8 protein-coding genes are annotated in these 15,670 nt (G+C 63.5%); all 8 read right to left on the bottom strand.

The window, feature by feature from the left end; translation table 11 throughout:
- Positions 1 to 4: 4 nt before the first annotated feature.
- The 8 genes from glgC to BLU15_RS21370 all read right to left on the bottom strand — a co-directional run bounded on the left by glgC (position 5) and on the right by BLU15_RS21370 (position 15,571).
- Positions 5 to 1,267, bottom strand: a complete 1,263-nt coding sequence (gene glgC / locus BLU15_RS21405) for a glucose-1-phosphate adenylyltransferase (protein ID WP_034786853.1) — start codon at positions 1,265 to 1,267, stop codon at positions 5 to 7.
- A 112-nt stretch (positions 1,268 to 1,379) separates the two neighbouring features.
- Positions 1,380 to 3,590 carry a 1,4-alpha-glucan branching protein GlgB gene (gene glgB / locus BLU15_RS21400; RefSeq protein ID WP_090297918.1) on the bottom strand — a complete coding sequence of 737 codons (2,211 nt, stop codon included), beginning with the start codon at positions 3,588 to 3,590 and terminating at the stop codon, positions 1,380 to 1,382.
- On the bottom strand, positions 3,587 to 6,049 hold the full coding sequence (locus BLU15_RS21395) for a glycogen/starch/alpha-glucan phosphorylase (RefSeq protein WP_034787265.1): 2,463 nt from the start codon (positions 6,047 to 6,049) through the stop codon (positions 3,587 to 3,589). The genes glgB and BLU15_RS21395 overlap by 4 nt, the downstream gene beginning before the upstream one ends.
- 207 nt (positions 6,050 to 6,256) lie before the next feature.
- Entirely contained in the window at positions 6,257 to 7,579 is a 1,323-nt protein-coding gene (locus tag BLU15_RS21390; protein ID WP_090297915.1) for a vWA domain-containing protein, read from the bottom strand.
- Positions 7,580 to 7,757: 178 nt separating this feature from the next.
- Positions 7,758 to 8,636: a transglutaminase family protein gene (locus BLU15_RS21385; protein ID WP_034786844.1), complete on the bottom strand. Its 879-nt coding sequence runs from the start codon at positions 8,634 to 8,636 to the stop codon at positions 7,758 to 7,760.
- Between the two features lie 2 nt (positions 8,637 to 8,638).
- A complete protein-coding gene (locus tag BLU15_RS21380; RefSeq protein ID WP_090297912.1) occupies positions 8,639 to 11,047 on the bottom strand; it encodes a circularly permuted type 2 ATP-grasp protein in 2,409 nt (802 codons plus the stop codon).
- Positions 11,048 to 14,374, bottom strand: coding sequence for a transglutaminase family protein (locus tag BLU15_RS21375; RefSeq protein ID WP_090297909.1), 3,327 nt, complete (start codon positions 14,372 to 14,374; stop codon positions 11,048 to 11,050). It lies immediately after the preceding gene.
- A 162-nt stretch (positions 14,375 to 14,536) separates the two neighbouring features.
- Complete coding sequence (locus BLU15_RS21370) at positions 14,537 to 15,571, bottom strand: aldo/keto reductase (protein WP_034786838.1); 1,035 nt, start codon at positions 15,569 to 15,571, stop codon at positions 14,537 to 14,539.
- Positions 15,572 to 15,670: the final 99 nt, after the last annotated feature.

Here is a 15,670-nt window from a genome sequence, read left to right as displayed (position 1 = left end):
GTGCCTACATTCCCAGTTTGTCGATCATCGTTTGCGTGATCAGGCAGACGCCGTTTTCCGAACGCCGGAAACGCTTGGCATCGAGCACCGGATCGTCACCGACGACGAGGCCCTCGGGGATCACGACACGGCTGTCGATGACCACGTTGCGCAGCGTCGCGTGGCGACCGATCTTCACATCGGGAAGAACTACGGCATTCTCCAGACGGGAATATGAATTTACGCGGACACCTGTGAACAACAGGCTGCGGTTGAGCGCGGCGCCTGAGATAATGCAGTCGCCGGAGATCAGCGACGAGGTTGCCGAGCCGCGGCGGTTTTCATCGTCATGCACGAATTTCGCCGGCGGCTTGATCTCGGCAAAGGTCCAGATCGGCCAGGTGCTGTCGTAGATGTCGAGCTCCGGCGTCACGTGGGTCAGGTCGATATTGGCCTGCCAATAGGCATCGATCGTGCCGACGTCGCGCCAGTAGGCCTCGCGCTCGAAGTCCGACCGCACGCAGGACTCTGCGAAACGGTGGGCGACGGCTTTGCCGTTATCGACGATGTAGGGGATGATGTCCTTGCCGAAGTCGCGGCTCGATTTCGGATCGGCGGCGTCGCGGCGCAGAAGATCCATCAGGAACTTCGTGTGGAAGACATAGATGCCCATGGAGGCAAGCGCCATCTCCGGATTGCCGGGAATGCCCGGCGGATCGGCCGGCTTCTCGACGAAGGCGATGATGCGGTCCTTTTCGTCGACATGCATCACGCCGAAGCCGGTTGCTTCCATGCGCGGCACCTCGAGGCAGCCGATGGTGACGTCGGCGCCGGAATCGACGTGCTGCTGCAGCATCAATTCGTAGTCCATCTTGTAAATATGGTCGCCAGCAAGGATCACCATGTATTCGACGCCATGGTCCTCGATGATGTCGATGTTCTGGTAAACGGCGTCGGCCGTGCCTTCGTACCATTGCGTTTCGGAAACGCGCTGGCTGGCCGGGAGAATATCGAAGCTTTCGTTTCGCTCCGGGCGGAAGAAGTTCCAGCCACGCTGCAGGTGGCGGATCAGCGAATGCGCCTTGTACTGGGTGGCGACGCCGATGCGGCGGATACCGGAGTTGAGCGCGTTCGACAGCGCGAAGTCGATGATACGGGCCTTGCCGCCGAAATAGACCGCCGGCTTCGCCCGTCGGTCGGTCAGTTCCTTCAGGCGACTGCCGCGACCGCCGGCGAGAACATAGGCCATGGCATCACGTGCCAGAGGTTGCGTACGCTTTTCCACCATTTGTCCTCCCCATTCATTGACCTTAAGGGGTCGTCACGGCGGCCTTCTGCGACGCCTTGCGGCCCTCGATATTTGCAGTCTTCCGCCGCCTTCGGCTGGCGGGTCGGATAAATTACTCCTGTTCCAGAATCAGTGTCGCGAGCGGCGGCAGGGTGATGTTGGCCATGATCGCTCCCGTGCTGTTCTTCTCGGCAAAAACCGCGCCGCCATTGCCCTTGCCGCTTCCTCCATAGATTTCCGCGTCGCTGTTGAGGATCTCCTTCCAGCGACCCTTGACCGGCAGCGGGATGGCGTAGCTTTCCCGGTAGACGGGGGTGAAATTGGTGATGACGGCGACCAGTTTTTCGCCGGGCGCCTTGCGCAGCCAGGCAAAGACCGAGTTGTCGCGGTCGTCGGCCAGCAGCCATTCGAAACCTTCGCCTTCGCAATCGCGCGCATGCAGCGCCGGCTTGGCGCGGTAGGTGCCGTTCAAGTCACGCACCAGCCGTCGCATGCCCTCGTGCAGATGGTATTCGAGCAGGTTCCAGTCGAGCGCTCGATCCTCGGACCATTCGCGCCATTGCGCGAACTCCTGACCCATGAACAAGAGCTTCTTGCCGGGATAGCCCCACATGAAGGCATAGTAGGCCCGGAGATTGGCGAACTTCTGCCAGTCGTCGCCGGCCATCTTGGCGATCAGCGAGCCCTTGCCGTGCACGACCTCGTCATGGGACAGCGGCAGCACGAAGTTCTCGTTGAAGGCATAAAGCAGGCCGAATGTCAGGTCGTTGTGGTGGAACTTGCGGTGCACCGGCTCGCGCGACAGATATTGCAGCGTGTCGTGCATGAAGCCCATGTTCCACTTAAAGCCGAACCCGAGACCCCCCGCATGGACCGGATGGGAGACCTTCGGCCAGGAGGTCGATTCCTCGGCAATCGTCAGGATACCCTTGTGAGAGCCGTATATTTCCGTGTTCAGCGTCTGCAGGAAACGGACGGCCTCGAGGTTCTCGTTGCCGCCATATTCGTTCGGCACCCACTCGCCGTGCTTGCGCGAGTAGTCGAGGTAGAGCATCGAGGCGACCGCATCGACGCGCAGGCCGTCGACATGGAATTTTTCCGCCCAGTAGAGCGCATTGTTGACGAGGAACGACAGCACTTCCTGGCGGCCGAAATTGTAGATCGCCGTGTTCCAGTCGGGGTGGAAGCCTTGGCGCGGATCCTCGTGTTCGTAGAGTGCGGTGCCGTCGAACCAGCGCAGGCCGTGCTCGTCGGTCGGAAAATGTGCCGGCACCCAGTCGAGGATGACGCCGATGCCGACCTTGTGGCAGCCGTTGACGAAGCGGGCAAAACCTTCGGGCTCGCCGAAACGGGCGGTCGGCGCATAAAGACCGGTTGTCTGGTAGCCCCAGGAGGGGTCGAAAGGAAACTCCGAGATCGGCAGAAACTCGATATGAGTAAAGCCCATGTCGACGCAGTAGGGGATCAGCCGGTCGGCAAGCTCGTCCCAGGAGAGCATCTCGCCATTGTCGCGGCGCTGCCAGGAACCGGCGTGCACTTCGTAGATCGAGATCGGTTGCCGTCTTGCGTCGGCCGAGGCCCAATGCTTGCGGTGTGCCTCGTCGTCCCAGGTCTGCGCGATTTCCGGCGTGGTCATCGAGGCCGTGTTCGGGCGTAGTTCGGAGCGCCGGGCAAAGGGATCGGCCTTGAGCGGCAGACGCGTGCCGTTGCGGTCGAGGATCTCGTACTTGTAGACAAGGCCCGCATCGACGCCGGGAATGAAGATTTCCCAGATGCCGGTGTCGGTGCGCAGCCGCATGACGTGGCGACGGCCGTCCCAGTCGTTGAACTGGCCGACGACCGAAACACGCTTCGCATTCGGTGCCCAGACGGCGAAATGGTAGCCGCTGGCACCGTCATGCTCGATCGGGTGCGCCCCCATCTTGTCGAAGAGCCTGAGATGCGAGCCTTCGCGAATGTAATAATCGTCCATCGGTCCGAGAACCGGACCGAAGCTGTAGGGATCGACGACCACCCATTCGCCGCCCTGATTGCGGGCGCGGTAGCGGACGGGCTGTGGCTTCTTCAGCGCCACCGGGCCTTCGAAGAAGCCGGCATCGTCGCGCCGTTCGATCGCCCCCAGGTCCTTGCCCGAGAGCGTTTCGACCGTCACCGTCTCGGCATCGGGGACGAAGCAGCGGGCAAGGACGGTCTTGCCGACGGGGTGCACGCCAAGAACCGCAAAGGGGTCGTCATGCGTGCCCTTGAGGATGGCCGCGATATCCGGGGCTGACAGCAGACCTGAAGCTGCGGGTTCCGGGTCCTTGCCGGCCGAGGGCGTCATCCAGCTCTCCAGATTTCCCCGGCATATTGCCGGATGGTGCGATCGGACGAGAACCAGCCCATCCGTGCGGTGTTGCGGATTGCCTGCGCGTGCCAGTCGGACGGCGTCGTCCAGAGCTGGTCGAGCTCGCGCTGCGCCTTGGCGTAGGCTTCAAAATCGGCAGCGACCATGAACCAGTCGTGATTGTAGAGCCCTTCGACGAGGCTTGCGAAGCGATTGCGGTCATCGGGCGAGAACACGCCGGACGCAATCGCCTGCAGCGCCTGCGACAGCTCGCGCGAGCCTTCGATGATGGCGCGCGGATTGTGACCTTCGGCTCGTGCCCTGGTCACCTCTTCGGCGGTCATGCCGAAGATCTTGATGTTTTCCTCGCCGATCCAGTCGCGCATCTCGACATTGGCGCCGTCGAGCGTACCGATCGTCAAGGCGCCGTTCAGCGCGAACTTCATGTTGCCGGTGCCCGATGCTTCCATGCCGGCCGTCGAGATCTGCTCGGAAAGGTCGGCAGCCGGAACCATGATCTCGGCGAGCGAGACGTTGTAGTTCGGCACGAAGACGATCTTCAGGAGGCCGCGCACCGCCGGATCGTTGTTGACGACACGGGCGACGTCGTTGGCCAGTTTGATGATCAGCTTGGCATTGTGATAGCTCGGCGCCGCCTTGCCGGCAAAGAGCTTGACGCGCGGCACCCAGTCGAGCTCCGGATGGGAGCGGATCTGGTCGTAGAGCGCCACGGCCTCGATGATGTTGAGGAGCTGGCGCTTGTACTCGTGGATGCGCTTGATCTGGATGTCGAACATCGCCGACGGATCGAGCCGGATGCCGAGGCGGCTCTGCACGAGCTGCGCGAGGCGCACCTTGTTGGCGCGTTTGACCGCGGCGAAATGTTCCTGGAAGTCCGCCTTGTCGGCGAAGACGTCGAGCGCCTGCAGCGCCTCGGTATTGTCCATGAACTCGTCGCCGATCGCGTCGCGGATCAGTCCGAAGAGACCGGGATTGCACTGCATCAGCCAGCGGCGCGGCGTAATGCCGTTGGTCTTGTTGTTGATGCGGTCCGGGTAGAGCTTGTGCAGGTCGGCAAACACCGTTTCCTTCATCAGCTCGGTGTGCAGTGCCGAAACGCCGTTGATCGAGTGCGAGCCGACAAAGGCGAGATTGCCCATGCGCACGCGTCGTTCGCCGCTTTCGTCGATCAGCGAGATGTTGCGGATTTCGTCGTCCGTGGCGCCCTTCTGGCGGCGGGCCTCGATCAGGATCTTGGCGTTGATCGCATAGACGATCTGCATGTGGCGCGGCAGCAGGCGCTCGATCAGCGGTACCGGCCAGCTTTCGAGCGCTTCGGGCAGAAGCGTGTGGTTGGTGTAGGAGATCGTGCGGCGGGTGATGTCCCAGGCCTGCTCGAAATCGAGGCCGTGCAGGTCGGTCAAGAGCCGCACCAGTTCGGCAATGGAAATGGCTGGATGGGTGTCATTGAGCTGGATGGCGACGGCGTCCGGCAGCGAGTTGAAATCCGGGTATTGCTGCAGGTGACGGCGCAGGATGTCCTGCAGCGAGGCCGAGGAGAAGAAGTATTCCTGGCGTAGGCGCAGCTCCTGGCCCGCTGGCGTCGCGTCGGCCGGATAGAGAACACGCGTCAGGCTTTCCGCCTTGTTGCTTTCGCGAAGGGCGCCGATGTGGTCGCCGGCGTTGAAGGCGGCCAGCAGGATCGGGTCAATCGGCTGCGCGGTCCACAAGCGCAGCGTGTTGACGCGTTTTGCCCGCCAGCCGACGGCGGGCGTGTCGAAGGCGGTGGCGATGACGCGCTCGGCCGGTTTCCACACGAAACGCTGGATTTCCTCGTCGACATTGGCGGTTTCGACCACGCCGCCGAAGCCGATTTCGTAGGAGCTTTCGCGGCGTTCGAATTCCCAGGGGTTGCCGTGGGCAAGCCAGGTTTCGGGTAGTTCCACCTGCCAGCCATCGGCCATCTGCTGGCGGAAGAGGCCATGCATGTAGCGGATGCCGTAGCCATAGGCGGGTACGTCGACGGTCGCCATCGATTCCATGAAACAGGCAGCCAGCCGTCCGAGACCGCCATTGCCGAGGGCCGCATCCGGCTCGAGCTGGGCGACGACATCGATATCGACGCCGAGGGAGGCGAGTGCGTCGCGCATCTCGTCCATCAGGCCGATATTGGTCATCGCATCGCGCATCAGCCGGCCGATGAGGAATTCGAGCGAGAGATAATAAACGCGCTTGGCGCCGGTTGCGTAGGTCTTGCGGGTGGAGTCCATCCACTTGTCGGTGATGCGGTCACGCGCAACCAGGATCGCCGCCGTCAGCCAGTCATGGGGCTTGGCGACCTTCGGGTCCTTGCCGATGCGGTACTTCAGACGTTCGAGGATTTCGACGGCGAGCTGGCTAGGTTCAGACGACCTTGGGGCGGGCTGCGGCACGTCGTTGGTGGAGAGCCTGTTCATCATGAAACTGTCTTTACCCTTTTGCGTTGGGAGATCGCAGGCCGGACCCGACCGGGGATAAAGCCAATTTATGCATCGATCCGAAGCGCTTGCAACAGATGTTTTTAAATGGATTAGACTTGTCTCAGACGGTGGAGAACGTATCCCGCCGAAACGCAAAATGCCGCCCAGCGGGGCCGGGCGGCATCGTCAGCGATGTGGTCTGTCTTACCTTGTCAGGCGTGCCATCTTGCCCGAGGTGGTGGCGCCGATTTCACCGAAAACCTTGACCAGAGCTGCGGCATCTTCCGGCGACTTGTAGTCGGCTGTGCTGCTGGCGCATCGGCTGAGCACCGATTTTCCCTGGATCGGCGCCATGAAGGCGATGGTGAAGACGCGAATGCCGGCGTCCTTGGCATCCTGGCACGCCTTGAGCGTTGCCGTGTCGGATTTGGAATCCTGGGCTTTGTATTTGTCGAGTTCCGGTTCCGGCTTTGGCGCCGCCGGGATGGTCAACGCCTTTCCTTCGAAATGTGTGTTCGCCCCATCGGTCATGAAGACTATGTACTTTTTCGGCGTCAGGCCGTTGGATGCCGTGTGCGCGTCGTTTTCGCCCTTGAGCTTCAGATCCGTGACGGCCTTGGCGAAGGCGCCGCTCGAATCCGTGCCGCCGTTCGCCTCCAGGTTCTTGACGTAGGTACTGGCCTTCGTCGTGCCCCAGGCCAGTTTCTCTTCCGGGAAGATGGAGCTGCTATAGGAAACAGCGCCGACACGGACATACTTGTTGTCGGGGTCCATCTCGGTGAGTGGCTTCAGCAGCGTCTCAACCGCGGATTTCAAGGTCGTGATCTTGTCGATCATGCAAGGGCTGGTCTCAGAGATGCTCTTGCCCCAGTTCTCCGCCGTCCAGTTCTTGCACTTGGTGCGCTTCTCGTCCTTCACATTCGTCACGAAGGCCATCGAGCCCGAGCGGTCGAGCACGAGATACATCGACATGGCGTTCTTGGTTTCCGTCGCGCTCTCGGCAACGGCTACCGTTTCCAGATTGACGGACTTCTGTCCGAGCAACCGCGTCATGGGGTTGAGCTGAATTGTCTGCTTGTTGACGATCGTGACCTTGAAGGCCTTGTCGCTCTTGCCGACAGTCGTCATGACGATGTCGACCGTCGGCTGAACCTGGGTCTCCGTCGGGTCGGTCACGCCGCCCGCGGAAGCGCTGCTGGTGCCCGGGTCGCTGCCGCCGGCTCCACCGGGCAGATCGGTCGAGCTTGCGCCCGACTGCGCCTTCAGGAAGTTCAAGGCGATTTCCTTGGCCTTCTCGGTCGCCAGCGTATCCTTGTTTGCAACCAGTGCGGACGCAGCCGCAAGTGCTGCCGCGTCGGCTGCATCCTGCATCTGGTTTTTCGTCGTGATCATGGTGGCCAGATCGACGGCGACGCCGCCGGCTGCCAACACCAATGGCGCCGCGAGTGCTGCCATGATGCCAAAATTGCCACCCCGGTCCTTGAGCATGGCTACGAAGGACCGGCCTACCGTGTATCGTCTTCCCATCTTTGCACACCCCAAAGGAACACGTTGCAAGCTTGGGGGCATCAATAGCGGCGATGGCTTACGATATCGTTCCGGCAATCCTTGCAATTTTAATGGATTGCCGGAAAACCGGTTGTTGTAAGGGGTTCTGCGGCACCCTGTCTGTTCCGAAGCGGGAATCGGCCTGTGCCAAATCGGGTCACGGTACCGGAATGACGTCGACCGCCTGTTTCGTCGTTTGGCTGCCGTAGCTTTTCAGGACCCCGATGACGGGCGCGACATCGCCGTAGTCGCGGCCATGGCCGACGACGATATGGTCGGTTCCAGCCGGAATATTGTTGGTCGGATCGAGTTCGAGCCACCCACCGGTTGTGCCGCACCAGACGCGCACCCAAGCGTGCATGGCATCGGCCCCCTCCAGGCGCTCCTTGCCGGGCGGAGGGATCGTCCTTAGGAAACCGCTAACATAGCCGGCAGGGATGCCGAGGCTTCTGAGCGCCACGATCATGACATGGGCGAAATCCTGGCAGACGCCGCGCTTGAGCTTGAACGCTTCTGCCGGCGTCGTGTTCACGGTTGTCGCCTCGCCGTCATAGGCGAAGTCGCGATGGATGCGGTCACACAGTGCAACGGCGATCTGGCGCACGGTCATCGTGTCGGTAATGGTGTCACGCGCGTAGGCGGCAATGTCGGCGACCTCGGGCAAGAGTGGGCTCGGGCCGGCGAAGTGATGCGGCGCGTCGGCATCGACGGACCAGCAGGCCGCAAGCTCGGCCGGCAGGCCGGTGAGGTCAGGGGAGAAGTCCGCGGTCAGGGCCTGTGCTTCCACCTGCACGCGCGCCTGCATGCGGATCGTCAGGTCTGCATGCGAGTTGCGAAAGAGAATCGACGTAAACGGGTTGGCGAAGAAGTCGATGCTCTCGGTACGTTCGGCCGGCATGGGATGGCAGCTGAGCGAGCCGACGACGAGACGTTGGCGACCGGGCAGCGTCGCCGGCAGCACGCGCACGAGGTGGCGGCCGCCGGACACCGGCACTTCGTAGTCATAGATGATCTTCAGGCTGATGTCGTAAAGCATGGCTAGCCGAGATAGGTGCGCGCGAGCAGATCGGACAGGCTTTCGAGATCCCGCTCCAACCGATTGTAGACGCCGAGGTTCATGGCTTCCGGTGTCATCACCGCCAGGCCCGAATGCAGCCGCATCGCCTCGCGGTAGAAGGGGGACATCTGGCCGTTGACGAAGGCGTTCGGCAAGAGCTCGACCTCGGTCTTGATCTCATTCAACTGGTAAAGCACCGAGCGCGGATTGAGCGGATCGAGCGCCAGGAGGTCGGTGACGGTCAAGGCGGCGGTGCTGACATTGTAGCGCCGGCGATGGGTCATGACGCTATCGCCGATTTCGAGCAGCATGTCATAGGCGCCATCGGGCGCATCCGGCCCCGACATGTGGCCGAGCAGCCGGGTCATGTGCAGGCCGCGCTCGATATAGCGGCCGATCGAAAGAAAGCGCCAGCCGGTGAAGCGGTACATGTTTTCATGCACGAGACCGGCAAAGCCGGCGAGCTTGCGCAGGAGCACGGTGATTGCGCGGGTCGCGTCGTCGCCGGCCTGCACCGTCGCGTGGAACTTGCGCGCCGTCTGCGACAGGTCGTTCAGTGCCAGCCAGCCGTCCGGCGAGAACCGGTCGCGGATGTTGCCGGCGCTGAAGAGGGCGCTTGCGATATTGGCGAGCAGGCTGTCGGGCACAGGCTGGCGCGCATCGATGTCGAGGGCTGCGAGATAGTCGCCGACATCCTTAAGGAGCGGCAGGTCCGGATCGGCGGTTTCGGCGAAGCGGCCATGCCAGGCGCGCAGGATGCGAAGCGCCCCTTCCGCACGCTCGATATAGCGGCCGAGCCAGAAGAGATTGTCGGCCGCCCGGCTCGGCAGGCTTCCCGGCATGTTGCGGGTGAAACTTTCCTCGGCCGGAAGCAGCGTCGTGCGCTCGACCGGTCGGTCGCTGACGATCCAGACATCGGCGGCGGTGCCGCCCGCCTGCATCGCGATCGCGGCGACATCGTCGCCGGAGCCGATGCGGGCAAAGCCCCCTGGCATGATCTGCCAGCCGTCGCGGGTGCGTGCCGCAAACACCCGCAGGCTCATCGGCCGCGGGGTCAGTCGGCCACGCACCCAGGCCGGCGTGGTCGAAAGCGTGACCACCTCCTGGCCCACGAGCTTGCCGCCCTCGGCGCTAAGCCAATCTGCGATCGAGGCTCGAGCCTTCTCATCAAGCGTACGGCCGAGTACCGACTGGCCATTGTCGTCGAAGAAAGGGCGGGTCTGGTAGGCGGGGCCGATGACCATGCGGTCGAGGTTGGCGGCGACCTGTTCGCGTTCGGCGCCCTGGCCGCACCACCAGGTGGCGATCGAGGGCAGCTTCTGTTCCTCGCCCAGCAGATGGCGGCAGATCGCCGGCATGAAGGCGAGGAAGGCGCGGGTTTCGACGATGCCGGTGCCGAGCGCGTTCACGATTGAGACCGAGCCGGCTCTGAGCGCCTCGACAATGCCCGGTGTGCCGATATGCGAGGACTGATTGAGCTCGAGCGGATCGGCAAAGGCCGCGTCGAGACGACGCCAGAGCACGCCGATGGGCTTGAGGCCGGCGACGGTGCGCACCATCACCCGGCCGCCGATCACGGTCAGATCCTCGCCTTCGAGCAGCATGAAGCCCAGATAGCGGGCGATATAGGCATGTTCGAAATAGGTCTCGTTGGCGATCCCCGGCGAAAGAACGGCGATGCGGTCGTCCGGGTGCAGCCGGCGGCTCTGCAGCGTGTCGCGGAACTCGCCAAAGAAGCCGGCCAGCCGGTGGACGTGGCTTTCGGCATAAAGATTGGAGAAGGCACGCGTGGTCGCGACCCGGTTCTCCAGGGCGAAGCCGGCGCCCGAAGGTGCCTCGGTGCGATCGGACAGGACCCACCAGTTACCGTCGGGTCCACGGCCGATCTCGAAGGAGACGAAATGCAGGAAGTGGCCGTCGGCCGGTTTCACGCCGACGAGAGGGCGCAGGAACTCCGGATTGGAGGCGACCAGCGCCGGCGGCAGCAGCCCTTCGCGCACCAGCCGGTTCTCGCCATAGATGTCGGCGACCACCTTTTCCAGAAGTTCGGCGCGCTGCACGAGGCCTTGCGAGACGTGCGCCCATTCCTTTTCGTCGATCAGAACCGGAATGTGCGACAGCGGCCAGCTTCGCTCGGAACTCTCCTTGGCGCCATAGACGCGATAGAACACGCCGGCGTCGCGCAGATAGCGGTCGGCGCGCGCGAAGCGGTTGGCAAGTTCGGTCTCGTCGAGCCGCCCAAGCGTCGCGAGCAGCCGCTGCCAGACCGGGCGGACATTGCCGTCCTGGTCGAGCATTTCGTCGGCAATGCCCGGTAGGGCACGGTAGCCGAAGACCGGATCGTCGTCGGTGCCCGGATGGTTTGCGGCCGCTGTCTGCTTCTTCGGCATTTACGCTCCTGGTGGACGCCTGAGATCAAGCGTCATCGGGAATTCCGTCGACGGGCTTTCGGGGCGCAGCGGATAGCCTCCCGGCGTATGGCCCCAAGGCTCGAACCGCGCCAGGCGTCGCGCCTCCGCCTCGTTGCCGTTGACCGGAAACGTGTCGTAGTGGCGCCCACCCGGGTGGGCGACATGGTAGATGCAACCGCCGATCGCCCGATTCGACCATGTATCATAGATATCGAATGTAAGGGGAGTGTTGACCGGTAGCACCGGGTGTAGCCCTGAGGCCGGCTGCCACGCCTTGTAGCGGACGCCGGCCACCGCCGTGCCATTCGAACCAGTGCGTGTGAGCGGCAAGGGCCGACCGTTGCAGGCGACCGTATATCGCTCGGGATTGGCGGTATCGAGCTTGACCTGCAGCCGTTCGATCGAGCTGTCGACATAGCGCACGGTGCCGCCGATCGCGCCCTGTTCGCCCATCACGTGCCAGGGTTCGAGCGCCTGACGGATTTCGAGCTTTGCCCCCTCGTATTCGACCTCGCCGCAGAAGGGGAAGCGGAACTCGAGCTGAGCCTCGAACCATTCCGGCTTCAGATCGAAGCCATGCGCCCGGAGATCGGCGAGCACGTCGAGAAAGTCCTGCCAGACGTGATGCGGCAGCATGAAACGATCGTGCAGCGCGGTGCCCCAGCGCACGAAGCGACCGTCGACCGGGTGCTTCCAGAAACGGGCGATGAGGGCGCGCACCAGCAATTGCTGGGCAAGCGACATGCGGGCGTTCGGCGGCATCTCGAAACCGCGGAACTCGACGAGGCCGAGACGGCCGGTGGGCCCGTCAGGCGAAAACAGCTTGTCGATGCAGATCTCCGCCCGATGGGTGTTGCCGGTGACATCGACGAGCAGGTTGCGGAACAGCCGGTCGACGAGCCAGGGCAGGGGCGGCGGCGTTGCAGAGCCCGGCATCGGCACCTGCGCCAGGGCGATTTCGAGTTCATAGAGCTGGTCGTGCCGGGCTTCGTCGATACGCGGCGCCTGCGAGGTCGGGCCGATGAAGAGGCCGGAGAACAGGTAGGAGAGCGAGGGATGCCGCTGCCAGTGCAGCACCATGCTTTTTAGCAGATCCGGGCGGCGCAGGAACGGGCTGTCATTCGGATTGGCGCCGCCGACGACCACGTGATTGCCGCCGCCGGTGCCGGTGTGACGGCCGTCGATCATGAACTTGTCGGCACCGAGCCGGCTCTGGCGCGCCTCCTCGTAGATCGCCGTGGTGATATCGACGCAGTCCTGCCAATGGGCGGCCGGATGAATGTTGACCTCGATGACGCCCGGGTCCGGCGCAACGCGGATGACGTTGATGCGCTCGTCCTGCGGCGGTGCATAGCCTTCGATGTGCACGGGCAGGCCGATCGCAGCGGCAGCGCGCTCCGCAGACGCGATCAGATCGAGATACTCCTCGACGCTTGTCGTCGGCGGCATGAAGACGCAGAGCCGGCCGTCGCGCGGCTCGACGCTGATGGCGGTGCGCACCAGTCCGGCGATCTCGTCGCGCGGCGCCGGGAGCGGTGTTTCCGGAACTTCCGAGGCCTGGAAGCGTGCATGCTGCGTGCGGGCGCTGCTTTCGCTGAAGTCCGGCAAATCGTCGCGCGGGACCGTCGGATCGACCGGATGGATATAGGGGTAAGCGGAGGGCGCGACATAGGGTAGGGCGCCGAGCGGAAGGCGATAGCCGACGGCGCTGTCGCCGGGAACGAGGAAGATGCGGCCACGGCGCGTCTGCCATTTCTCGCTCATCCACTTCACGCCGGTGGCGCGCGTGTTCCAGGCTTGCACCGGCAGAACATAGCCGGTCGGCGCCGTCAGGCCGCGCTCGAACACGCGGGCCATGCGGCTGCGCTCCTCGGGATCCTTCAGCTTGGAGTTGGCAGGATCGACGTTGTCGGGGAGGTTTGCCTCCTTCAGCAGCCAGTCGGCCGGGTCTTCGAAGGCCGGCACGACCATTTCGGTCGGCACGCTCAATTCGCCTGCGACCAGATGCAGCAGGCGTTCGGCATCCGCTACCGTCACGTCGTGGCGGCCGGTCTCCTCGGCGATCAGGTCCGGCCGGCGCCAGATCGGCACGCCGTCCTTGCGCCAGTAGAGGGAGAAGGTCCAGCGCGGCAGGGTTTCGCCCGGATACCATTTGCCCTGGCCATAATGCAGGAAGCCACCGGGGGCGAAGCGTTCGCGCAGCCGGCGGATCAGTGTGTCGGCCTTCTCGCGCTTGGTTGGTCCGACGGCCTCCGTGTTCCATTCCTCGGACTCGAAGTCGTCGATCGAAACGAAGGTGGGCTCGCCGCCCATCGTCAGGCGGATGTCGTTTTCCTCAAGCTCCCGGTCAACCTTCCCGCCGAGTGCATTCAGCGCATCCCAGCTTTCGTCGGAGAAGGGTTTGGTGATGCGCGGGTGCTCGGCGACGCGCCTCACCTTCATGTCGAAAGCGAAGTCGGTGCGGGTCTCGGGATCGCCGAAAAATTCTCCGGAGATCGGCGCGGCGTTGCGGTAATGGGGCGTTGCGGCAAGCGGAATGTGGCTCTCGCCGGTCAGCAGGCCCGAGGTCGGGTCGAGCCCGACCCAGCCGGCGCCGGGCAGGTAGACTTCGGCCCAGGCATGCAGGTCGGTGAAGTCGTGGTCGGTGCCGGAGGGGCCGTCGAGGGCTTTCAGATCCGGCGTCAGCTGAATGAGATAGCCGGAGACGAAGCGGGCGGCGAAGCCGAGATTGCGCAGGATCTGTACGAGCAGCCAGCTGGAATCGCGGCAGGATCCTCTTGCCGATGTCAGCGTCTGCTCCGGGTCCTGCACGCCCGGCTCCATGCGGATCACATAGCCGATTTCCTTCTGCAGGCGTGCGTTGAGCCCGACGACCATGTCGATGGTGCGCTGGCGGGAACGGTCGACCGTTGCCATGAAGGCGGAGAGCGCCGGGCCGAGCGGCTCCGGCGTCATATAGATCCGGAGATCGTCGCTGAGATCCTCGGGGTAGGGGAAGGGCCAATGCTCGGCCTCTTCCTCGACGAAAAAGTCAAAGGGGTTGTAGACGGTCATGTCGGCGACGAGATCGACTTCGATTTTCAGCTCGCTCACCGGATCGGGAAAGACGAAACGGGCGAGGTAGTTGCCGTAGGGGTCCTGCTGCAGGTTGACGAAATGGTTGCCGGGCGAAACCTTCAGCGAGTGGCTGATGACCTTGGTCTTGGAATGGGCAGCGGGCTTCAGCCGGATGATCTGCGGCGAGAGGCTTACGGGACGGTCATAGATATAGTGGGTCAGGTGATAGATACTGGCCTTGATCGACATGCCGGATTTGATCCCCTTCGTGGCGGGTCTGACGCCCCCCATCGCCACGAAGTTTGTGCAATGCAAATCGAGAATGCAAGCGCGAAAGCGCCCGCAGAAAATCAGGGCGGCGCAACGCCTTCGCACGCCCGGACGGGCGTGCGAAACATTGGCCATCCTCGGTCAGACGATCGGCGGATTGATGCGGGCAAAACCCTCCTGGCGGTAGTAGGGGAAGTAGGGGTAGGCCGGCGTCGTTCGGCTCGCCGCGTCGAGTCGGGCGATCTGGTCCGCTGACAACGACCAGCCGACGGCGCCGAGGTTCTGGCGAAGCTGCTCCTCGTTGCGGGCGCCGATGATGACGCTCGAGACCGTCGGGCGCTGCAGCAGCCAGTTGATGGCGATCTGCGGGATCGTCTTGCCGGTTTCCTCCGCGAGCTGGTCGAGCACGTCGACGACATCGTAGAGCTTCTCATCATCGACCGGTGGGCCGAAGGCCGCAGTGTCGTGCAGGCGGCTGCCTTCGGGCCACGGCTTGCCGCGGCGGATCTTGCCGGTGAGACGCCCCCAGCCGAGCGGGCTCCAGACCAGAGCGCCGACGCCTTGGTCGGCGCCAAGCGGCATCAGTTCCCATTCGTAGTCGCGTCCAACCAGCGAATAGTAGACCTGGTGGGCGACGTGGCGCACGAGGCCGTGCTTCTCCGAGACAGCCAGCGATTTCATCAATTGCCAGCCGGCAAAGTTCGAGGCACCGACGTAGCGCAGCTTGCCGGCGGCAACCAGACTGTCGAGTGTCGAAAGCACCTCCTCGACCGGCGTTCCCGCGTCGAAGGCGTGCAGTTGCAAAAGGTCGATGTAGTCGGTGCCGAGCCGCTTCAAGGCATCGTCGACGCCCTTGACGAGACGCGTGCGCGACGTGCCGGCGTCGTTCGGTCCGTCGCCCATCGGCAATGCCATCTTGGTGGAGAGAAGCACGGCATCACGCCGGCCCTTGATGGCCGCGCCGAGCACGCTCTCGGACGCACCGTCGGAGTAAACGTCTGCGGTATCGAAGAGATTGACGCCGGCTTCGAGCGAGATGTCGATCAGCCGCCGGGCTTCCGCGGCGTCGCTGTTGCCCCAGGCGCTGAAGAGCGGCCCCTTGCCGCCGAAGGTGCCGGCGCCGAAGCTCAAGGCAGGCACTTTCAGTCCCGATGATCCAAGCCGTCTGTATTCCATGTCGTCAAACTCCTCGTTGGTTTTGTCTTTGCGAGAGCGGAAGTCCGCTCGCCCACCAGGAGAAGGTGGTATCGCGGCCATTTGCGATGTAGACCGGAT

This window comes from Ensifer sp. YR511 (assembly GCF_900103045.1).
GTDB classification, from domain to species: domain Bacteria; phylum Pseudomonadota; class Alphaproteobacteria; order Rhizobiales; family Rhizobiaceae; genus Ensifer; species Ensifer adhaerens.
Note: the sequence above shows the minus strand (reverse complement) of the source record. Positions and strands in the feature narration are given on the sequence as shown.

Excerpts from the sequence above, each read along its gene's own strand:
- glgC (WP_034786853.1), bottom strand. The coding sequence starts at position 1,267 with ATGGTGGAAAAGCGTACGCAACCTCTGGCACGTGATGCCATGGCCTAT.
- BLU15_RS21390 (WP_090297915.1), bottom strand. The coding sequence starts at position 7,579 with ATGGGAAGACGATACACGGTAGGCCGGTCCTTCGTAGCCATGCTCAAG.
- BLU15_RS21375 (WP_090297909.1), bottom strand. The coding sequence starts at position 14,374 with ATGTCGATCAAGGCCAGTATCTATCACCTGACCCACTATATCTATGAC.
- BLU15_RS21395 (WP_034787265.1), bottom strand. The coding sequence starts at position 6,049 with ATGAACAGGCTCTCCACCAACGACGTGCCGCAGCCCGCCCCAAGGTCG.
- glgB (WP_090297918.1), bottom strand. The coding sequence starts at position 3,590 with ATGACGCCCTCGGCCGGCAAGGACCCGGAACCCGCAGCTTCAGGTCTG.
- BLU15_RS21370 (WP_034786838.1), bottom strand. The coding sequence starts at position 15,571 with ATGGAATACAGACGGCTTGGATCATCGGGACTGAAAGTGCCTGCCTTG.
- BLU15_RS21385 (WP_034786844.1), bottom strand. The coding sequence starts at position 8,636 with ATGCTTTACGACATCAGCCTGAAGATCATCTATGACTACGAAGTGCCG.
- BLU15_RS21380 (WP_090297912.1), bottom strand. The coding sequence starts at position 11,047 with ATGCCGAAGAAGCAGACAGCGGCCGCAAACCATCCGGGCACCGACGAC.